Here is a 20,971-nt window from a genome sequence, read left to right as displayed (position 1 = left end):
CCGCTTACTCTTTGTATCTTTGCAGCAATAACGCATTGCTGACCACCAGCAGGCTGCTACAGGCCATCGCCGCGCCAGCCAGCACCGGATTCAGCCAGCCTAAAGCGGCCGCCGGAATACCGATCACGTTGAAAATAAAGGCCCAGAACAAATTTTGCCGGATTTTACGGTAAGTCAACCTGGATAAACGCAAGGCGGTACTGACCAACGCCGGATCGCCCCGCATCAGACTGATGGCCGATGCACTGACCGCCACTTCGGTCCCGGTCGCCATTGCAATGCCCAAATCGGCCTGAGCTAACGCTGGAGCATCATTGATCCCATCCCCCACCATCGCTACCCGATAGCCCTGTTGCTGGTACTGAGCCACCACAGCGGCTTTATCAGCCGGCAGCACCTGCGCATGCACCTTGTCCAGTCCCAGTTGCTCAGCGACGCGCTGCGCACTGGCCTGACTGTCCCCAGTTAACATCGCCACCGCAATACCTTGCTGTTGTAACTGCGTCACCGCTGCGTAAGACCGAGGCTTGAGCTCATCGCTGAAACAAAGCAGCGCTAACAGCTCGGTAGCTCCTGCTTGCTGGCGGGCCAGCCAGGACACCGAAGCACCAGCCACCTGGATGTGTTCCAAGGGTAGCTCTAGCCCCAGCTCCTGCATCCAGCCACTGCTGCCAAGCAGAAAAAGCGAGCCGTCCACCTTGGCTTGCACACCTTTGCCGGCCACCACTTTAAATTCAGTGGCGTCCAGCAAGGTCAGCCCTTGGGCGCTGGCCTGGTTTACCACAGCCCTGGCCAGCGGATGTTCACTGTGTTGTTGCAGACTGGCAGCCCACTGCAGCAGCGGGTCTTGAGTTGGCCTGAGTGCAGTAAACTGACTCAACACCGCTTTGCCCTGCGTCAGGGTTCCTGTCTTGTCAAACACAACCAGATCAATAGCGGTAGCGTGCTCCAGCGCCACCGCATCCTTGACCAGTACGCCAAGCTTCGCGGCGGTGCCGGTGCCAGCCATAATGGCGGCCGGTGTCGCCAGACCCAAGGCACAGGGGCAGGCAATCACCAACACTGCGACCGCATTAAGAATTGCAGCTGTCCAGTCACCACTGGTCAACCCCCAGCCAAGCAGGGTGATCAGGGCAATCAACAGCACCAAAGGCACAAAGACTGCACTGATTTTATCCACCAGCGCCTGCACAGGTGCTTTGGCCCCTTGCGCCTGCTCGACCAGACGAATAATACGTGACAAGGTGGACTCACTACCGACACTGGTGGCGGTCAGCTCAATCACCCCGTCCAGGTTGACCGAACCGCCAGTAACATGGTCACCATTGGCTTTGGCCACTGGCACAGACTCTCCGCTGATCAAGGCTTCATCAACATGGGTTTGCCCTGAGCTTACCAGACCATCCACCGGCACCCGTTCCCCCGGCAACACCCGCACCCAATCTCCGGCTTTCACCGCCGCCGCGGCCAGCATCTGCCACTGGCCACTGAGCTTGACTCTTGCCTGGCTGGGTTGCAGGTTTTCCAGCGCTTTGAGCGCATCTGTGGTGCGGCGTTTGGCTCTGAGTTCCAGGTATTTTCCCAGCAGCACCAGGGACAGCACTGCACTGCTGCTTTCAAAGTACAAATGCGGCATGCCCTGGTGCCCCTGGTGATTCCACCACAGATACAAGGACAAGCCATAAGCGGCACTGGTGCCAATAGCCACTAATAAATCCATATTACCGGTACGGGCTTTCAGAGCCCCCCAGCCCGCACGGTAAAATCGCGCGCCAAAGTAAAACTGCACCGGCGTCGCCAGCAACCACTGCCAAAAGGCTGGCAACATCCAATCACGCCCAAACAACATCCCAATCATCGGCACGACCAAAGGCAAGGTCAGCACGGCACTGCCAATCACCGGCCATAACGGCTGCCGGTGCCAGGAGACCTGGCTGGCATCCTGCTTCGCTTGTCCAGGTTGTGAAATTGCACTTAACTGATAACCGGCCTTGTCTAACGCCGTCGCCAGCTCTGCCTGAGTCACAGTGCAGAGCACAGACAGGCTGAGTTGTTCAGTCGTCAGGTTCACTGTCGCCTGCAGCACACCGGGCACTGCCAGCATGGCTTTCTCCACCCGCGTCACGCAGGAAGCACAGCTCATGCCACTGACCTGATAGACACGTTGCTCAGTGGGCACCTGATACCCCGCCTGCTGCACCGCTTGTACCAAGGCCAGCATCGCCGCAGTCCCGGTAATTGTCGCAGTTTCAGTGGCAAGATTTACGCTGGCGTCTGTGACACCGGGCACCGCTTTCAGTGCTTTTTCCACACGTCCTGAGCAGGACGCACAACTCATTCCTTCTATCGCTAACTGCATGTTCTGTTGCATCCTGGCCTCTTATTTAGTTACCTGCGGATCTTTGTATGTCCTTCAGGCTAAACTTTCCCCTCATGGTAAGGTCAAGCCGAAAGAAAAAAAACTTCATCACTTGACCTTGCCCCTGTCGGAAGGTCAAAGCTGCGCAGGGCTTTAACCAAGGAGAACCCTTTATGATTGAACTGACAGTTGAAAACATGACCTGCAACCATTGTGTCAGCATGGTCACCAAAGCCATTCGTCAGCTGCAAAGTGACGCTCAGGTGGAGGTCGATCTGAAAACAAAGCAAGTGAAAGTGCAAAGCCAGCTTAGCAGTGAAGAGCTGCAGCAGGCGCTGGAAGAGGCTGGTTACAAGGCCACGTAAAGTAAGCATTGCTGTTCGAAACAGCAAAGTTGCCACCACGACTAAAAAAAGCGGCGGCTGCCGCTTTTTTTCCAGCCGCCATCCCTTCAGCCGAAGTTATGGGCCAACTGCCAATAGCTGCGGGCCGCAGACGACATATAACCGCCAGATAAATCAACCAGCTCCCAAGGCTGCGAATCCAGCACATCTTCCGAACTCAGCAACACCAGCAGCGGCTCAGAACTCAAAACTGCCTGTGCATCTTGCACCCGTCTCCAAAAACTAAACACCTGCAGCTGACTCCCCCTGACAACACAACTCATCCCTTCACAGCCTGATTGCAGCAGCTTGTGCAACCAGCGGGTCTGAATCGCCTGCTCCAGTTGTTCCAAGCGCCCGGGAAAGGCGGTGAAGGTCCGGCTAAGCATGATCATAAGTTCGCTCCAGTAACAGTCAAGTACAAAACAGAATGCGGCTTGCCCCGAGGACAAGGTCAAGCCAGCGCCACCGCTTTTATAGAGCAAACGAGCATTTTGTTAGATTATTTTGAAATATAAAAATTAATTTTCAATATAAATACAATTGTGATCAATTGTAATCAAAACCTGATTTTTCGTCGCAAACAGACAGCACACCACCGCTAAAACTGCATTAAATTTGATAAAAACAGCATTAAAATTAAAAATCAGTAAAAACACCAACATTTACATTAACATTTTATTGACCAATGATTGGCCCTGCACGCCAAAAAAAAGAACCAATTCAGGTACAGGCGTGTTTACTCTAACAACTATCCAGAGAGAACTATATGCAAGCTAAAAAATTTACCCTGAGCAAAGTGGCTGTACTTTGCATGTCCACTGCCGCCCTGATGACTTCTGTCTCCGCTGTTGCCGCAAAGGAGAAAGACCCGGCGGCAACTGCTCAGCAGCAAAGCAACCAGCTGGTGACCCGCTTTATTGTTAAATACAAAGAAACCACTGAAAATTCTGTAGGTGAAAGCAACGCTTTCGGGTCTGCGCTATCTGAGCAGCAACGCACCCGTTTTGTGAAAGAGCACGTTGCCGGTGCACTGTCCACTCTGGCCGGAACTCAGCTGGACTTTGTCCGGACCAGCGGCATCAACTCCAAAAGCCACATTGTCAAAGCCGATCGTAAACTGAACGACAAAGAAACCAGGGAAATGCTGAAAAACCTGGCCAAAGACCCCAATGTTGAGCAGGTAGAAGAAGACAGAATGTTGCAAATTGCCGCAACCCCCAACGACACTCAATACACCAGCCAATGGCATTATTACGAATCCACTGGTGGCTTACGTGCCAACACAGCCTGGGACAATGCGACAGGCTCAGGTGTTGTAGTGGCCGTACTGGATACGGGTTACCGTCCTCATGCCGACCTGAATGCCAATATTCTGCCGGGTTATGACATGATCTCTGACAGCTTTGTTGGCAATGACGGCAATGGCCGTGATTCCAACGCACAGGATCCGGGCGATTGGATCCTGGCCAATGAATGTGGTGGCACCCATTCAGCACAAAACTCTTCATGGCACGGTACGCACGTTTCAGGCACCATTGCCGCCGTCACCAACAACAACAGTGGCGTTGCCGGTGTTGCCTATGGGGCAAAAGTAGTGCCGGTACGTGTACTGGGTAAATGCGGCGGCTACACCTCGGATATCGCCGATGGTATTGTCTGGGCGGCAGGGGGCACCGTTTCAGGTTTACCTGTCAACGCCAATCCGGCCAAAGTGATCAATATGAGCCTGGGCGGCTCCGGCGCCTGTGATTCGACCACCCAACAGGCCATCAACACAGCACGGGGTTTAGGTGCAGTCATTGTGATTGCCGCTGGGAATGACAATGGCAATGCCAATAACTTTAACCCAGGTAACTGTGCCGGTGTGGTGAATGTGGCCTCAACCAACCGCAGCGGTGGCCGGGCTTATTATTCCAACTATGGCACCTCCATTGACGTGGCAGCACCAGGCGGTGCCATGAGCTCAGCCAATGATCCAAATGGTGTGTTATCCACTTACAACACTGGAACCACCACCCCAGGGTCTGACAGCTATGGTTACAGCCAGGGCACGTCAATGGCGGCACCTCACGTCGCTGGTGTAGCGGCGCTCATCAAGCAAGTGAAACCTTCGGCCACGCCGGATGAAATTGAAAGCATCCTGAAAACCACCACCCGCGCTTTCCCGGCCACCTGCACCAGTTGCGGTACAGGTATTGTTGATGCCGCTGCTGCTGTGGCAGCGGCAGCCGGCACCGGAGGTGGCGGCACTGGCGAAGGGGAAACGGCCACTGTGACCAATATTTCGGTGGCAAAAAATGCCTGGAAACATTACACCCTGGCGGTCCCCGCCGGCATGTCCAACCTGACGGTGAGCATCTCTGGAGGTACAGGGGACGCAGACTTGTACGTACGTCAGGGGGCACAACCAACCACAAGTACTTACGATTGCCGCCCTTACCTGACAGGCAATAACGAGACCTGCAGCTTCACCAACCCAAGCGCGGCCACTTATTACATTAGCCTGCGTGGCTACACCGCTGCGTCAGGTATTACCCTGACTGCATCTTACCAGCCATAATCCCTGGCTCATTTGTGCCGGCCTTCGGGCCGGCTTTTTTAACAAGAGGCGATGGCATCAATCGCCGACAGACACCCATACTGAAAACCAGCGATCTGAAGCGATTTGGAACTGTCAATCTGACGCCCCGGCGCCGCCTTATCTGCAAAGACAGGTTCAGGGCCCCCCAAATCCGCACAAGCCTTCAGGTAGAAGGCCCGTCTGGTACAAAACTGCGGGCAAGACAGGTTAAATACGGCAGGCCAAAGCCGCTGTTGCAGCACCTGCAGCATAAAAGCGGCCACATCGCTGCTGTGCACCATATTCACGGCACCATCAGGATCGGAGCTGACGTTGCCAGCCAAAAAACGCCCCGGATGGCGGCCCGGCCCTATCAGGCCGGATAATCGCAAGGTGCAGACGTCGCGACTGCGTTGCAGTCTCAGTTCAGCCTCAAACAACAGTTTCACTCTGGGGTCTGTTAACTTAAGACGAGAATTCTCGCTGACGAGGCCTGTCAGCCCCTGATAGATGCCTGTGCTGCTGATATGAATACAAGCCAGGCTGCCAGCTTTTTGCATCAGCGCTGCCAGCGCATCTACTGCAGACAGATACAGCTGAGGCTGTTGACGACTGGCAGGGATCAGACAAACCACCACTGCCCCGGCAAAAAGCTGCAGCACGCGTTGATCCTGAAGCTCATCCCCATTCAGTGGCAGCACCAGACCTGCAGTGCCAAATTCAGCAGCTGTCTGAACACTGCGGCTGGTCAGACACACTGTAAAACCTGCCTGCTGCAAAGGTTGCCATAACTGTCGGGCTAACCAGCCGGCCCCTACCAAAATCAGTTTCATCTGTGTTCCATCTGGTTTGCCATCCTTTAACTAAACTCAGCCTGTCCAGAACCTTGATCTTTATCAAGATCCGTAGCGACTGAAATCAGTACATTGAACTTAACTAACAGCAGCTGTCGCTGTTTTAGCCAATTGTATGCCCATCAATCCGTTTACAGGAGCCCTCCGATGGATGTTGTAGAACTTTCCAGGTTGCAGTTTGCTGCAACTGCAATGTACCACTTTTTGTTTGTTCCCCTGACCCTTGGCATGACCTTTTTACTTGCCATTATGGAATCTGTGTACGTGATGACGGGGAAAGAAATTTACCGTGATATGACTAAATTCTGGGGCAAACTTTTTGCCATTAACTTCGCGCTGGGGGTCACCACAGGTATTGCGATGGAATTCCAGTTTGGCACCAACTGGTCTTATTATTCACATTATGTCGGGGATATCTTTGGGGCCCCGCTGGCCATTGAAGGTCTGATGGCGTTTTTCCTCGAATCCACATTGGTCGGGCTGTTTTTCTTTGGCTGGGATCGCTTGTCCAAAGTCCAGCATTTAGTGGTGACCTGGCTGGTTGCCCTGGGGTCGAACCTGTCGGCGCTTTGGATCCTGATCGCGAACGGCTGGATGCAACACCCTGTGGGTGCTGAGTTTAATTACCAGACCATGCGCATGGAAATGACCAGCTTCACCGAAGTCATTTTTAATCCGGTGGCCCAGGTAAAATTTGTCCATACGGTGTCCGCCGGCTATGTCACAGGCGCCATCTTTGTGCTGGCAATTTCTGCCTGGTATTTACTGAAAGGCCGGGATCTGGCTTTTGCCCGTCGCAGTTTTGCCATTGCCTCCGCTTTTGGCCTGGCCAGTGCATTGTCTGTCATAGTTCTGGGTGATGAATCCGGTTATGAACTCGGCGACGTCCAGAAAACCAAACTGGCGGCAGTCGAAGCCGAATGGAAAACCCATGAAGCCCCAGCTGCATTTACCGTCTTTGGACTGCCTAATGAAGACACCCAAAGCACCGACTACGCGCTGAAAATTCCCGGCGCCTTAGGCCTGATTGCGACCCGCTCACTGGATAAACCCGTCACAGGTATTGCCGAGCTGAAACAACAGCACCGTGAGCGTATTCTCAACGGGCAACAGGCCTATGGCCTGCTGAAACAGCTGCGCGCCGGAGATGACAGTATTGAAACCAGAACCGCCTTTGATGCCGTGAAAAAAGATCTGGGCTATGGTTTGCTGTTGACGGCTTATACAGAAGACCCGACCCAGGCCACTGCAGCACAGATTGACCAGGCGGTGGAGCACAGCGTGCCTAAAGTGGCCCCCATGTTCTGGAGTTTCCGTATTATGGTGGCCAGCGGATTTATCATGTTGCTGGTATTTGCCGCCGCCTTTTACCACAGCGCCAGGCGCACCATGGACAAACCCAAGTGGTTACTCAAAGCGGCCATATTCTCTCTGCCTTTGCCCTGGATTGCCTGTGAAGCCGGTTGGTTTGTTGCCGAATACGGCCGTCAGCCCTGGGCTGTGGGTGAAATTTTACCGACCCATCTGGCGGCATCGCAGCTGAGTGTCGGCGAAGTCTGGTTCAGTCTGGGCGCAATCACCTTGCTCTACACCATTTTTCTTATCATTGAAGTGTATCTGATGCAGCATTTTGCCCGCAAAGGCCCGTCTTCACTGCATACAGGCAACTATCATCACGAACAGGATCTGCAGGGGGTTAACCATGGACTATGAATTTCTGCGTTTTATCTGGTGGTTACTGGTTGGTGTGTTACTGATTGGTTTTGCCATTACCGACGGTTTTGATATGGGGGTCGGCGCCTTACTGAAAGTGATAGGGAAAGATGACACCGAACGCCGGGTCATGATTAACGCCGTCGCCCCGCACTGGGATGGTAACCAGGTGTGGCTGATCACCGCTGGTGGCGCCTTATTCGCCGCCTGGCCGCCTGTGTACGCCACCGCCTTCAGCGGCTTTTACCTGGCGATGATGACCACTCTGGCGGCATTGTTTTTGCGGCCCATCGGCTTTGATTACCGCTCCAAACTGGAGAGCCCACGCTGGCGCAGTAACTGGGACTGGGCGCTGACAGCAGGATCGGCCATTCCGCCTGTGATCTTCGGTGTGGCCTTTGGCAATCTGCTGCAGGGCGTGCCTTTTCACTTCGATGAACTGCTGCGTATCCATTACACAGGGTCATTTCTGGCACTGCTGAACCCTTTTGCCTTGCTGGTTGGTGTGCTCAGCCTGCTGATGTTTATCAATCAGGGCGCCACTTACCTGCAAATGAAAACCGAAGCTCCGCTGCGTCAGCGGGCAGAAACTGTCGCGTGGGGCTCGGCTTTATTTGCTGCTCTGCTGTTTGTGCTGGCTGGTGTCTGGTTATCGGCTGCAGGAATGGGCTATCAGCTGACCAGCCCCCTGGATCACAACGCCATCAATAATGCGGTCAGTAAAAGTGTGCAAATCAGCCCTGGAGCCTGGCTGGCTAACTTCAACAGTACCCCGCTGTTGTGGCTATTCCCGGCCTTGGGTGTAGCGTCCTTTTTGCTCTCGGCACTGTTGAGCAAAGCCGCCAAAGCCTGGCAAGCCTTTGTCGCCTCTTCATTGGCGATGACCGGGGTTATTATGACCTGCGGGGTGGCCATGTTCCCCTTTATTATGCCGTCCAGCAGCAGGCCGGATCACAGCCTGACCATGTGGGATGCCACCTCCAGCGAACTGACACTGAAAATCATGTTTGTTGTCGCCTGCATCTTTGTGCCGATCGTTTTGGCTTACACCTGCTGGAGCTATTACAAAATGTTTGGCCGGTTAAACCAGGACAGCATCAACAACAACCCGCATTCCCTGTATTAAGGAGCTGATTATGTGGTATTTCACCTGGATCCTCGGCGTTTTACTGGCCTGCTCTTTTGGCATTATCAATGCGATGTGGCTGGAGCTGAACGGTTACCCGGATGACAAGGACGGCGAGTGAATCACTCTGTGTCCGAGCTAAAAGACTGGCTGGCCCCTTACCGGGCTGGCCTTTGTTTTTCCGTGCTCGCCGGAACACTGGCGACACTGCTGTTGCTGCTGCAGTGCTGGTGGCTGGCCTGGTGTTGTGGCCAGTGGTTTGCCGGAGTTGCCATCAGCCTGACCGATAGCCTTTGGTTTATTCTGTGCTGGCTCGGCCGCACAGTGCTGCTGGCGCTGAAAGACTTACAGGCCATGCATGTCAGCCAGCAGGCACGGCAACACTTGCAACAGCAGCTGCTGCAGCAGCTGGAGCTTGCTGGCCCCCGCCGCACTCTGGTGGGCAATGATGGTGAGCTCTCCACCTTGTTACTGGAACAGGTGGACGCGCTGGATCCTTACCTTAGCCGCTATTGGCCACAACTCTGGCTGGTTGTGCTGACGCCGCTGCTGATTGCAACTGCAACCGCTTTTTTCAGCCCCTTTGCTGCTGGCCTGCTGCTAGTGACAGCACCGCTGATCCCACTCTTTATGATTTTATTGGGGAAAAAAGCAGCGCAGGAAAGCCAGCGTCAAATCAAAGCACTGGGGCTGCTGGGTGGCCGTTTCCTGGAGTTTTTGCGTGGTTTCGCCCAAATCAAACTGTTGGCTGCTGAAGATCAGGTGCTGCAGCAATTGGATGAGGCCAGTGCACAGTACCGTCGCCGTACCATGAAAGTGCTGCAAAAAGCCTTTTTATCCGGTGCGGTGCTGGAATTGCTGTCAGCTTTGGCCATTGCCTTTGTCGCTTTGTATCTGGGGCTGGGTCTGTTGGGTGAATTGCCCTGGGCCAAACAGCAGGTACCTGTGCCTTATCAGAATGCCTTGTTTATTTTGTTATTAGCCCCTGAATTTTATGCACCGCTGCGCCAGCTGGGCAGCGACTACCATGCCAAAGCTCAGGCCGTCGCCGCCTGGCAAAGCCTGAAGCCACTGTTGCAGCTTCAAGTACAGCAGGGTGGCGGGACCATGCCTGCTGCAGAGCCACAGCCACTGCATTTTGCCACCACCGCCTTTTTCAGCGCGCCTGAGCGACCTGCCCGTCTGGCGCCATTGCAGCTGACTATCCAATCAGGCCAGCGTGTGGCATTGATGGGTCGCAGTGGGTCTGGCAAAAGCTCGGTGCTGGAATTAGTGCTCGGATACGAACCTGAACTGAGCCAACAGATCTGGCTCGGCCCCCATCGTCTGTCGGAACTGGAACTGACCAGGTGGCGCCAGCAACTTCTGTTCCTGCCTCAACAGAGTCCATGGCAGACTGGCAGCATCAGACAGAATTTGTTGTGCCGCGACTATGACGAGTATGAGCTGCTGACCGCCTTAGAAAACAGCCAATGCCTGGAATTCTTGCAGCAGTTACCGCAAGGGCTTGAATTTGAGCTCGGAGAAGCCGGGCTTGGACTTTCGGGCGGGCAACTGCAGCGCCTGGCCTACGCCAGAGCTTTACTGAAGCCAGCGCTCTACTGGCTGCTGGATGAACCCTTTTCAATGCTGGGCAAAACGCAGCAGCGGCAACTGCAACAGCAGTTAAACTGCCTGAGCCAGGGCAAAACCTTATTGCTGGCCACCCATCAGCTCGACGGCCTGGAGTGGTTGGACCAGGTCTGTTACTTCGAGGCCGGACGGCTGAGCTGGCAGGGCACAGTGCAGCAGGCCAGACAACAACACTGGTATGGCGCATTGGAAGAACTGGAGCCTGACGATGCTGAAGCCTGAATCCCCCCTGAAATTGGGCAGTTTGTTGGCTGCGGAGCCGAAATTCTGGGCACTGGCGTTGATGGCCGGCTTGTTGTCCACCTTGGCAGCCTTTGGCCTGATGACGGTCTCCGGCTGGTTTTTAAGTGCCTGTGCACTGGCAGGCCTGCAGCTGGCAAACGCCGGCAGTTTTAATTATTTCAGTCCGGCGGCGCTGATCCGTTTGTCCGCCCTGACCCGTACCGCCGGACGTTATGGCGAGCGGCTGCTGTCGCATCAGGCTGTGCTGACTGTTTTGCATCAGCTACGGCTCTGGTTTATGCAAAGGTTTTTGTCCACCGCGCGCCCCTGCCAGGAACAGCAATCTGCCAACCTGCTGAACACTCTGCTGAGAGATATAGACCGCCTGGATATGTGGCCTTTACGGTTTTTATTGCCCATAGGCTGGGCTGTGCTGATCAGTCTCTGCTGGCTGGCTCTGGTGGCCTGCTGGTTTCCCAAGGTGCTGCCTTGGTTTGGCATGGCACTGATACTGCTTTATCTGTTGCTTGGCTTGCTGAACAGCCTGGCTTTTTCCAGCGCAAGACAACTTGAGCATCTGGATCAGCAACGACGCCCCGGATTACTGAACCCACTGCAACAGACCCCTCTGTTGCAGTTACATGGCCAATCCCTGACCAGCTGCTGCCTGCGGTTAGAACAGCGATATCAGCAACAGCTGTACCGACAGAAGTTATGCGATTTATTGCTGCAAGTGGCCCTGAGTTTTGGCTTTTTATGCGCCGCCTCAACCCTGTTACTGCAACAGCAGCAGACCCGGGATGATTTACCCGCTCTGGTCGGCTGCCTGCTGGGCCTTTTTGTACTGCTGGAGTTGCATCTGCCATTGCTCACTCTCTATCAAAGCCTCGCTCAGGCCAAAGCGGCACTGTCCAGGTTAAATCTGCAACAGTATCAGCCCGCTGTGCCACCTCTGCCCCTGTCTGTCCATCAGCTGCGCTGGCGGCAACTGAACGCAGGCTACCCCGGCAGTGCTCAATCTGTCCGCTGCAGAGATATCGATTTGGCTCCAGGCGATTGCTTATGGCTGCAAGGCCGATCGGGCAGCGGCAAATCAGCGCTGCTCTACACACTGAGCGGCTGGCTGCCCGCTTTGTCTGGCCAGATCTGGCTCAACCAGCACCAGGTCAAGCCGGAACATGCCCCGGCCTTGCGACAGCAGATAGCCCTGGTACCACAGCATGTCACCTTATTTAACCAAAGCCTTGCTGCAAACTTACGGCTGGGGAATCCCAAGGCCACTGCGGAGCAAATGACCACCTTGTTATACCAGTTAGGTCTTGCAGACTGGTTCAGCCAGTTACCCAAGGGCTTGCACACCCTGATGGGGGAATACGGCACCTCCGTTTCCGGTGGTCAGGCCAAACGACTGGCGTTGGCAAGGGCTTTACTGCAACAACCCAAAGTACTGCTGGTAGACGAACCTTATACGGGGTTGGACGCCGAAAGTGTCAGGGCCGTGGAAGCTTGCCTGAACAGGTTCAATGGCATCCTCCTCATTGCCAGTCACCAGAAACCACAGGGCCAAAAAACTTTATCCATTCTGGACCTGACCAACTAAACGATAAAAACGATAAATTTGATAAAAATATCTATCCTTTGATTTATAAAAAATTTATACTAACCGTTAATGGGTGCTTAAGCGTCTGCTTTACTCCAGGTATTAAATTTATTTTCAGTAAAAACAATAATCAGGGACGATCGATCTTTAGTTAGCATGGGCTCTTGGGCCTTACTTTGAACACGATGAGGATAAGGTATGCTAAAACGTTCTCTGTTGGCTGCGCTGATCACTGCCGCCTGCTGGAATCCGGCACAGGCCGAAGTGGAAATCAATGGCTTTGCGTCCATCAAAGCCGGCATGACACTGGGCAGCGATGAGTCTCTTTACGGTTATGACGACACACTGGATTTTAAAAATGAAAGCCTGGCTGCATTGCAGATTAAATCAGACCTCGGCGACAAACTGTCGGTCACAGCTCAGCTGTTAGGCCGCGGCACTGAGGACTGGGATGTCGGCTTTGAGTGGGCTTTTTTAAGTTATGACTTAACCGACGAGTTGCGGGTCAATGCTGGCCGTTTGCGCACGCCTTTTTACAAGTACTCGGATTTTCGTGATGTAGGTTATGCCTACGACTGGTCACGGGTGCCACAAAGTGTCTATGGCCTGGGTTTCGACACCATTGAAGGTGCTTCGTTGTACCACAACACCACACTTGGCATCTTTGATTCCAACCTGCAACTGATTATGGGCAGCTATGATGGCGAAGCTCAGATTACCAGTGAAGTGGCAAACGCCAAAATCGACAATATTGCCGGTTTGGCCTGGGATTTAGGTTATGACGGTTACAATTTAAGGGCCGCGTATCTGGTGGGAAAAACCACTTTCAGTCAGGCCGATTTTGATAGCTTTATGGCACAGCTGACAGGTTTTGGTTTGGGTGCTTTGGCAGCCCAGCTCGACGTACAGGACGAAAGCAGCTCGTTCACAGGGGTCAGTTTCAGCGTCGACAAAAACAACATTGTCTTTGTCACTGAAATCACCAAAGCCCAGGTCGATAACTCCTTTATTTCTGACCAGGAATCCTGGTATGCCTCTTTAGGCTACCGTTTTGAAAGCTTCACACCTTATATCTCGTACGAAAATGAAGACAATAACGCCAAACGGGAGATTTATGCGGCCCTGCCAGTCGCATCGCCTGTGTATGCGCCGGTCGCCGGTCTGGTCGAAAGCCTGGAGCTGGACCGCACCACCATCAATCTGGGGATCCGCTATGATTTCCACCCTTCAGCTGCGCTGAAAGTTCAGTACAGTGATGCCGACAACAAAACCCTGGACCGGGACGACAGAGCCCTGGTTCTTGGCGTCGACCTGGTGTTCTAAGGAGAACTTATGCTGAAAACTATCTTCGCAGCTGCAGCGCTGAGCATCAGTGTGGCCGCATTTGCCAACGTGGCAGTGATCGTTCATCCATCCAATGGCGCCGCTGTCAGCCAGGATGACCTGAATAAAATTTACACCGGCCGCAGTAAAAGCTTTGCCGATGGCAAAGCCGCTGAAGCCGTGAATCTGGCCGACTCAGTCGCTGTCAGAGCTGATTTTGACCAAAAAGCCCTGGGCCGCTCATCCAGCCAGATGAAAGCCTATTGGTCTAAACTGGTATTCACCGGCAAAGGCACACCCCCTAAAGAACTGGCTTCTGAACAGGAAGTTCTGGATTACGTGGCCAAGACACCGGGAGCCATTGGTTATGTCAGTGCCGGTGCCGTCAATGCCAATGTCAAAGTTGCCCTGACGCTGAACTGAAGCCCATAGCGGGTGCCTTGCACCCGCTTTTTGCAGTGTGGACACTCATTATGCTGAAACACCTGAGTTTGCTGAAAAAGATCTGGCTGATTATTGCCATAGCTATCCTGGCCTTTTTAATAGTTCTGAGTTCGTCGATTTATTTTACCGCCCGCAATGGCGGTAACATTAACCTGCTGAAAGACACCATGTACGACAGTGCCAAACTGGCCTCTCAGACCGTTGTCGAGTTTAACGCGGTCGAGGAGTTTTTTACTCAGGCGGTGTCCTTATCCGATCCTGATATTTTGGCCACAGCACAAAATACCCGGGAACGGGTACTGGCCAACCTGGCGAAATTAAAGCAGCTGGATACCGGCAATATCAGTCAGCTCAATACCTTGGAGCAGATGTTTTCAGAGTATTCAGCAGCCGCCAACGCCATAGCCCAGTCGATGATCGACGGCACCCTGGATTTAGCCGAAGCGCCGAAGAAAGTGCAGGAAAAAACCCAGCTCTATGAAAAAGCCAAAGCAGCATTTGAAGCTTATGGGACCCAGACTGACCATAACTTCCAGGGCGTTTTGGTCGATATGGATGAAACCTCCACCCGCTCAGTCACCATTGTGATTGTGGCAGGCAGCCTGTTGTTACTGGCGATGGCAGCCGTAGGTCATGTGATAGGCCGTGCAATCAGCAATGCAGCAAACAATCTGGCCAGTTCGCTGGAAGTGTTGGCATCAGGCAAAGGTTCATTGTCCAGCCGCCTGCCTATTGACTCCCAGGATGAATTCGGCGCAGTGGCGCACAATTTCAATAACTTTATAGCCTTGTTACAAAACTCATTTTTATCGATCGCCAACCTGGTGGATCCGCTGAGCCGCAATGCCGATCAACTGGCCGAAGGCATGCGTGAGTTGGACCGGATGGCTGGCCAGCAGAAAAACGATGCGGTCACTGTGTCCCAGTCGATGGAAGAAATGCAAAGCAGTGTTGGTGATATCAGCCAGTCTGCGGTCGCAGCGTCTGGCAGTGCCAACGATGCCAGCCAGTTGGCGAAGTCCGGTCTGCAAAAAACCACCACCTCTGTGCAGGCGTCCAAAGCACTGGCCAGCGAAATAGCCCAGACCAGCCAGGTTATTACAGAGCTGGCGCAACAAACCCAGGAAGTGGGCGGTATTTTAAAAAGCATCAATGACATTGCCGATCAGACCAACCTGCTGGCCTTAAACGCCGCTATTGAGGCAGCGCGGGCAGGCGAACAAGGCCGGGGTTTTGCCGTGGTCGCAGACGAAGTGCGGTTGTTGTCATCCCGCACTGCGGCCTCAGTGACCACCATTCGCGAACTGCTGGCCAAGCTGACTCAAAATGTCGACAGCGCGGTCAAACTGATGGATAAGGCGGTCAACAGGGCCCATGACAGTGCGGAGCTGACCTCGGAAGCCGGTGGCTCCATTGAACAAATTCACCAGGAAATCGACAAGATCAACCTGCTGAATGCGCAAATCGCCACCGCGACTGAAGAGCAAACTATGGTCGCCAGCCAGGTTTTGGACAACACCCACCAGATGGCCGCCTCGTTCAGCCGGACCATTGAAGTGCAACAAACTGTCGCCCATATTTCGGACCAACTGCGTCAGTTAGCTGGTGACCTGCACCAGGTGGCGTCGAAGTTTAAAGAGTAACTTCATCTCTGTTTTTGAAGCCGGCATCTGCCGGCTTTGTTTTTTTCCTGCCAGCCATTTCCCTTGCAAATTGCCGGTATTATGCCTAAAATTCACCCAGCTCAATTTGTATTACAATAACACATTTATCATTAAGGATAAAAAATGCAACAGACTCTGCCGCCGGGCCATAGTGATGCCTGGCGTTCTTTGCCCACCCCAGAAGGCGAATTAACTTTACCTCCGGCCGATGAACCGGACGAAGCTGAAGCCATAGTGGAACTGGGTTATAACTAAAACTGCTGATCTGATCAGAAGAGTTCGATCCCGGCTTTGTTGTGCGCTTAAGTCAGTCAGGTTCCCGCAGATAAAATTGCTGGCATAAGCTGTCAGCTTCGGCTGGCGCCTGACGCAGCACTCTGTCCTCTGCCAGTGCGCAACTTGGTAAATCCAGTACCTGCTGGCTGTGCACTGACTGCAATACCACAGCCCCATTGGATTGATGCTGCATTGTCCAGACCGCCGCTTTAGCTTCGCAACTGCCCAACACCAGCTCCGCACCTGCCGACAATGAATTTGCATGGACCTGGGCACAAAGATCTGGCGCTTGAGCTGGTTTAAGCAGCATGCCCTGCTCTGCATTCTGCCATAGCCACAACTGACAGGCCGAACCATCCCAGCTGTGCTGCGTCAGAGTTACCCCTGCTTTCAGTTCACAGCCGGAGCTGGAAAGCACTTTGCCGCTTTGACGGCTGCTGAGCACTGTGACGCCTTGTGGCAACAACCGCAGCTCAGCGCATTGGCCGCCCTGGCATGGCAGGCTCAACTTTTGCTGCGTCGCACTGTTTTCCAGTTGCCAGCCAGCTGTTCCTGCAGGCAGCAGTTGCCACTGCTGTGCCGCACTGTTCAGCCAGGGTCCTGTCGTTAAATCGGCATTGAGTACCAGACCTTCCTCGCTGACCAGTCGGTAGCGGCCTGCTGTTGTTGGGTCCAGCACCCAATGGCTCTGGTCACAACCGCCGGCACCGCTATAAGTCATGCACTCTGTGTCATTCAGACGCAGGGCCCAACGGATTCCTTCCGGCCGCACCACTAAAGGCCCGTTCTCCCCACTGGGAGCGGTCACGGCCCTGCCTTCCGGCACTGGTTTGCCAAACAGCGGCAGACCACTGTCGTCAAAACTGAACGGCTGAGCCCGCACCGAGCGGCTGGCCCCGCAGCCGTCCGTCTCCTTATTATTGCCGTGATACACCAGCCAGCGCTCAGTCCCATCCGGTGATGTAAAGAACCCATTATGACCAGGTCCATAGACATCGTCAGTACGTTCAAAAAACGGCTGGTCATATTTTTTCCAGGCGGCCGGGCTCATTGGATTATCGCCAGTTAATTCCAGCACACCCAGCTTGTAATCCGGGGTGTCGCAGAAGCTGGCGGAATACACCACAAAGGTACGGCCCTGGTGTTTCAGCACTTCCGGCCCCTCGTTCACTTTGCGTCCGGATTGCTCCCAGGGCAGCTCCGGGCGCGACAAGACCATGCGCTCACCGGTTAAGGTCCAGGGGTTGGACATTTCACTGATCCAATTGAGCTGCTCATCCCCCACCCACTCCGACCAGAGCAGGTACAACTTGCCATTGTGCGCCAGATAGTTGCCATCGATATTCCAGCTGTCCGGCATCGGCGAGCCTTTGTAGCTGTATGGCCCCATAGGATCATCGCCGGCACTTTCCAGCACCGACAAATGCTGACCATCCAGGTTTTCCTGTGTGCCTGAGGTGTACATCAGGTACCAGCGCGGGCCACTGGGTCCCTGCAGGCGGTGAAATTCAAAAGCCCAGAAATTGCAGCAACTTTTCGGGTTGGTTTCAGACCAGACATTGACCGGCGTCGCGGTTGCCAGACCCGCCAAAGTCGGTGATTTACGCATCACCAGTTGCGAGGTCCAGGTGGTCGTAGTCAGGTAGTAGTTGCCATTCCAGTATTCCAGCCAGGGGTCGGCACCGTTGACAAACAGCGGGTTGGTAAACTGCTGGCTGCTTGCTTCAGGAACACTGGCCACAGGTTCTGGCGCAGCAGCGGCTGGTTCAGTGGCTTGTTGCGCTGGTGTGCAGGCCTGGAGCGAGAGGGCAAGGCCAATGGCCCAACCCAGGCTGGTCAATTTCATATCCAACTATCCCCTGTGTCATTGGCCTTGTCGGCAAGGCGCTGGCGGCTGTGATCAGCCTGCGATTTTATTTGTAATACAATACCGCTATAAAATAAATCAGCAACCCATATAACACAAGAGGGCCGCCGAAGCCGCCCTTTTTTAGAAATATCAAAGACTAAAGGCGTTCAAGCAACCACTGCTGATTGCTGCCGCCAGTCTGGTTCCATTGCACAACATTGGCATCATTGGCCGTACTGGCACCGCTGACATCCAGCACCAGACCACTTAATACCGAGCGGATGCGGACATAACCAGCACCAGCATCCTCAAGAGTCCACTTCTGACCTGTTCCCCCCCAATAAGGCCACTGCGCAATATTGGCGCCGGCGGCAGTCGACATTTCCCAGACATCCAGCGCCTGACTACTGTGGCTGTTGATCAGGCTGTAGCTGCCATCACCCAGACTGATCAACTGCCATTGTTGATGCAGGCCCGTGCTCAAAGCATTCTGCTCTATATTGGCACCATTGCTGGTGCTGGCGTTATCCAGCGTCAGGTATTTGCCGCTGTGCCGGGCTTTGATCCGATAGCTGCCTTCGCTGATACCGCCGCAGGACGCCACCGAAAAACTACGGCTGAGGCTGGGCCAGCCATTGCTGAAACTCATTTTCAGCAGATCCAGTTTGGCATTGCCGTTGTCGTTCAGATCGTAATAATGAGTGGACACATACTGACAACCACTGTCTTTGAGCACACCGACATGGCCAGGCCCTTTGTATTGTCCGCTTTGGTTGGGCAACAGTGCGCGTTCATCCTGGTAAGGTCCCCAGACTGAACTGGCCCTGGCTACCTGAATGTAATAGCTGCTGTTACTGCCCTGGCAACAAGCGCCTCTGTTGATGTAGAGGTAATAGTAATTGCCCTGCCGGCTGATATAAGGCGCTTCAATGCTCTGGTGGTTGCCGCCATAAAGGTGCTGCACATTGCCCAGTGTTTTGCCGGTAGCCGGGTTGATTTCCACCAGACCAATGCCAGCAAAAAAGGAGCCGTAACTCATATAAATCCGGCCATCATGATCACGAAACAACGCAGGGTCTATCGCATTGATGTCGGTAGCAGCCCCACTGGAACTGACCACCATACCTAAATCCTGCCAGCTTGGGTTCTTCAGGGACGGGCTGCGGGCCACACCTATGGCCGAACGCGAACTGCCAAAGGTCGATACCGAATAATACAGGTAGTAATACCCTTTCATCTGGATCAGATCCGGCGCCCAGAACGAGCCACTGAAGCCTGGCACTGCGCTGTTAATCCAGGACGGCCAGCCACTGGGAAACACCGGGCCTGGTCCTGCAGTCCAGTGCGTCAGATTGGTCGAGGTGGAATACCAGATCCCTGCCCCTGTGGTGAAATGAAAATAGGTGTCGCCATCTTTGATCAGCCCGGCCGGGTCATGCGAGTTAGGCACGCCGGTGATGCCAATGGCAGCCGAATTCAGGCTAAAAGCACTGAACCAGAGCAGAAAAAGGCCGAGCAACGGCCTGTGCAGTTGTTGCATATCGTCTGTCCTCGTTTTGGTTATCTTTTTTGTAGCGCCATGATTTGTATTATCATAACAACTAAGTAACCTAGTTGAGTTCAGCCTGAATGCAAACTGCACAGGAAAAATTCTGCAGAGGATGCGGCAGAGAGCCCTGGTGCTGGCGGCCTCAGGGATGTTATGGAAAGGCGCCGGCTCAAGGCTGAATAAGCTGGCTTTGATAGTTCAGCCAGTCCTGTGGGTTCACCACTGGCCAGCCGTCCTGCCAGTCGAGCGCCGTAATTTTCAGTTTTTGCAACCCATTGTCGGCCTGCTCGTACGCGTGGAAAACCAGGTAGTCTTTACCATCCAGCCTATACACCGAGTTATGGCCCAAGCCAGGCCAATCCGGGGTGCCTTTGAGCAGCACTGTGCCACCGCCTTCAGTCATCGGCTTGCCGTCTTTATCCAGATAGGGGCCCTGCAGGCTTTTTGAGCGACCTACCACCATGTGGTAAGTGCTGTCTTTGCCGCGGCAGCATTTACCATAAGACACAAAGAGGTAGTAGTACCCTTCCTTCTGATAGATAAAAGGCGCTTCCAGCTCTGCCGGGCCAGGTTCAGTGTCGGCCAACGGCCAGGGGCGATTTGCTTTTGCCAGTGTCACCCACTGTTCAGGTTGTGCCACTTTGGTCAGGCTTTGATCCAGCCTGACCAACTTTAAACCAGCCCAGAAGGAACCAAAACTCATCCAGGGCTCGCCAGCTTCATCCAGAATCACCGCCGGGTCTATCGCGTTCCATAAATCCCGCTCAGGCACGGATTGCAGCACTATGCCCTGATCGGTCCAGCCGTACTCCGCATCGGCCGGGTTCAGTGATTTGCTGACCGTCACGCCAATGGCCGAGGTGTTTTTGCCAAAGGCCGATACGGAATAAAACAGGTAATACTTACCCTGGAAGTGGAAGATATCAGGTGCCCATAAATGGCCGTTAAACCCCGGCGCCACCTGCTTTGCCCAGTCAGGCTCTGTGGCAAACACCCTTCCGGCCAGAGTCCAGTGCTGCAGATCGGCAGATTGGTAAAACGTAATACCAGGCCCTGTACTGTATAAAAAATACTGACCATTTTGTTTGGCCAGCACGGGGTCGTGAATGCTGACCTGCTGAGGCGTCGCTTCACTGCAGCCCAGACTCAGGCTGACCGCCAAGGCCAGTCCCATCGAAAACCCTCTCATGTGATCCCCTGTCGTTGCTGTTTTTTAATTTGTCATACAAATAACACAAGATTTTCGCCTCGCCAATCTAAAGTCGGCAGACAAGGCCTCATCAATTCAGATAACACAGGCGGCTCACCAGGAAAAACCCTTCAGAAGCATTAGCTAAGCCATTGATATAAAACCATAAAACAAAGTAGTTCTGGCGTAAGCCAAACAGGCTTGTCAAACCAACTTCATTAGTAA

Annotated in this window: 17 protein-coding genes; 11 read left to right on the top strand and 6 right to left on the bottom strand. The window is 53.8% G+C overall.

What is annotated here, in order from left to right; genetic code table 11:
- Positions 1 to 4: 4 nt before the first annotated feature.
- Complete coding sequence (locus tag WKJ03_RS13120) at positions 5 to 2,359, bottom strand: heavy metal translocating P-type ATPase (protein ID WP_337842667.1); 2,355 nt, start codon at positions 2,357 to 2,359, stop codon at positions 5 to 7.
- A gap of 173 nt (positions 2,360 to 2,532) precedes the next feature.
- Here WKJ03_RS13120 and WKJ03_RS13115 point away from each other — a divergent pair, with 173 nt between their 5' ends.
- Positions 2,533 to 2,724, top strand: a complete 192-nt coding sequence (locus WKJ03_RS13115; RefSeq protein ID WP_337842666.1) for a heavy-metal-associated domain-containing protein — start codon at positions 2,533 to 2,535, stop codon at positions 2,722 to 2,724.
- An 86-nt stretch (positions 2,725 to 2,810) separates the two neighbouring features.
- Here WKJ03_RS13115 and WKJ03_RS13110 read toward each other — a convergent pair whose 3' ends face one another.
- Positions 2,811 to 3,137 carry a hypothetical protein gene (locus tag WKJ03_RS13110; protein WP_337842665.1) on the bottom strand — a complete coding sequence of 109 codons (327 nt, stop codon included), beginning with the start codon at positions 3,135 to 3,137 and terminating at the stop codon, positions 2,811 to 2,813.
- A 374-nt stretch (positions 3,138 to 3,511) separates the two neighbouring features.
- Between WKJ03_RS13110 and WKJ03_RS13105 the strand changes: the two genes are divergently transcribed.
- A complete protein-coding gene (locus WKJ03_RS13105; RefSeq protein WP_337842664.1) occupies positions 3,512 to 5,305 on the top strand; it encodes a S8 family peptidase in 1,794 nt (597 codons plus the stop codon).
- Between the two features lie 38 nt (positions 5,306 to 5,343).
- Here WKJ03_RS13105 and WKJ03_RS13100 read toward each other — a convergent pair whose 3' ends face one another.
- Entirely contained in the window at positions 5,344 to 6,138 is a 795-nt protein-coding gene (locus WKJ03_RS13100; RefSeq protein ID WP_337842663.1) for an NAD(P)H-binding protein, read from the bottom strand.
- 168 nt (positions 6,139 to 6,306) lie between these two features.
- Here WKJ03_RS13100 and WKJ03_RS13095 point away from each other — a divergent pair, with 168 nt between their 5' ends.
- From WKJ03_RS13095 to WKJ03_RS13055, 9 genes are all read left to right on the top strand, one after another.
- Complete coding sequence (locus tag WKJ03_RS13095; protein WP_337842662.1) at positions 6,307 to 7,872, top strand: cytochrome ubiquinol oxidase subunit I; 1,566 nt, start codon at positions 6,307 to 6,309, stop codon at positions 7,870 to 7,872.
- Positions 7,862 to 8,998 carry a cytochrome d ubiquinol oxidase subunit II gene (gene cydB / locus WKJ03_RS13090; RefSeq protein ID WP_337842661.1) on the top strand — a complete coding sequence of 379 codons (1,137 nt, stop codon included), beginning with the start codon at positions 7,862 to 7,864 and terminating at the stop codon, positions 8,996 to 8,998. The genes WKJ03_RS13095 and cydB overlap by 11 nt, the downstream gene beginning before the upstream one ends.
- Positions 8,999 to 9,008: 10 nt before the next feature.
- Positions 9,009 to 9,119: a cytochrome bd-I oxidase subunit CydX gene (gene cydX, locus WKJ03_RS13085; RefSeq protein WP_337842660.1), complete on the top strand. Its 111-nt coding sequence runs from the start codon at positions 9,009 to 9,011 to the stop codon at positions 9,117 to 9,119.
- On the top strand, positions 9,116 to 10,852 hold the full coding sequence (gene cydD / locus WKJ03_RS13080) for a thiol reductant ABC exporter subunit CydD (RefSeq protein WP_337842659.1): 1,737 nt from the start codon (positions 9,116 to 9,118) through the stop codon (positions 10,850 to 10,852). Before cydX ends, cydD begins: the two co-directional genes overlap by 4 nt.
- Positions 10,839 to 12,452: an ATP-binding cassette domain-containing protein gene (locus WKJ03_RS13075; RefSeq protein WP_337842658.1), complete on the top strand. Its 1,614-nt coding sequence runs from the start codon at positions 10,839 to 10,841 to the stop codon at positions 12,450 to 12,452. The genes cydD and WKJ03_RS13075 overlap by 14 nt, the downstream gene beginning before the upstream one ends.
- A 198-nt stretch (positions 12,453 to 12,650) precedes the next feature.
- Entirely contained in the window at positions 12,651 to 13,775 is a 1,125-nt protein-coding gene (locus WKJ03_RS13070) for a porin (RefSeq protein ID WP_337842657.1), read from the top strand.
- Between the two features lie 9 nt (positions 13,776 to 13,784).
- Positions 13,785 to 14,198, top strand: coding sequence for a phosphate ABC transporter substrate-binding protein (locus tag WKJ03_RS13065; RefSeq protein WP_337842656.1), 414 nt, complete (start codon positions 13,785 to 13,787; stop codon positions 14,196 to 14,198).
- 50 nt (positions 14,199 to 14,248) lie between these two features.
- On the top strand, positions 14,249 to 15,862 hold the full coding sequence (locus tag WKJ03_RS13060; RefSeq protein WP_337842655.1) for a methyl-accepting chemotaxis protein: 1,614 nt from the start codon (positions 14,249 to 14,251) through the stop codon (positions 15,860 to 15,862).
- 144 nt (positions 15,863 to 16,006) lie between these two features.
- Positions 16,007 to 16,138 carry a hypothetical protein gene (locus WKJ03_RS13055; protein WP_337842654.1) on the top strand — a complete coding sequence of 44 codons (132 nt, stop codon included), beginning with the start codon at positions 16,007 to 16,009 and terminating at the stop codon, positions 16,136 to 16,138.
- Positions 16,139 to 16,190: 52 nt separating this feature from the next.
- Here WKJ03_RS13055 and WKJ03_RS13050 read toward each other — a convergent pair whose 3' ends face one another.
- The 3 genes from WKJ03_RS13050 to WKJ03_RS13040 form a co-directional block, all read right to left on the bottom strand.
- Positions 16,191 to 18,005: a family 43 glycosylhydrolase gene (locus WKJ03_RS13050; protein WP_337842653.1), complete on the bottom strand. Its 1,815-nt coding sequence runs from the start codon at positions 18,003 to 18,005 to the stop codon at positions 16,191 to 16,193.
- 160 nt (positions 18,006 to 18,165) lie between these two features.
- A complete protein-coding gene (locus WKJ03_RS13045; RefSeq protein WP_337842652.1) occupies positions 18,166 to 19,548 on the bottom strand; it encodes a family 43 glycosylhydrolase in 1,383 nt (460 codons plus the stop codon).
- Between the two features lie 178 nt (positions 19,549 to 19,726).
- Complete coding sequence (locus WKJ03_RS13040) at positions 19,727 to 20,746, bottom strand: arabinan endo-1,5-alpha-L-arabinosidase (protein ID WP_337842651.1); 1,020 nt, start codon at positions 20,744 to 20,746, stop codon at positions 19,727 to 19,729.
- Positions 20,747 to 20,971: the final 225 nt, after the last annotated feature.

Source organism: Rheinheimera sp., from assembly GCF_037442525.1.
Classification (GTDB): domain Bacteria; phylum Pseudomonadota; class Gammaproteobacteria; order Enterobacterales; family Alteromonadaceae; genus Pararheinheimera.
The sequence above is the reverse complement of the archived record's forward strand: the minus strand, read 5'-3'. Positions and strand labels throughout refer to the sequence as shown.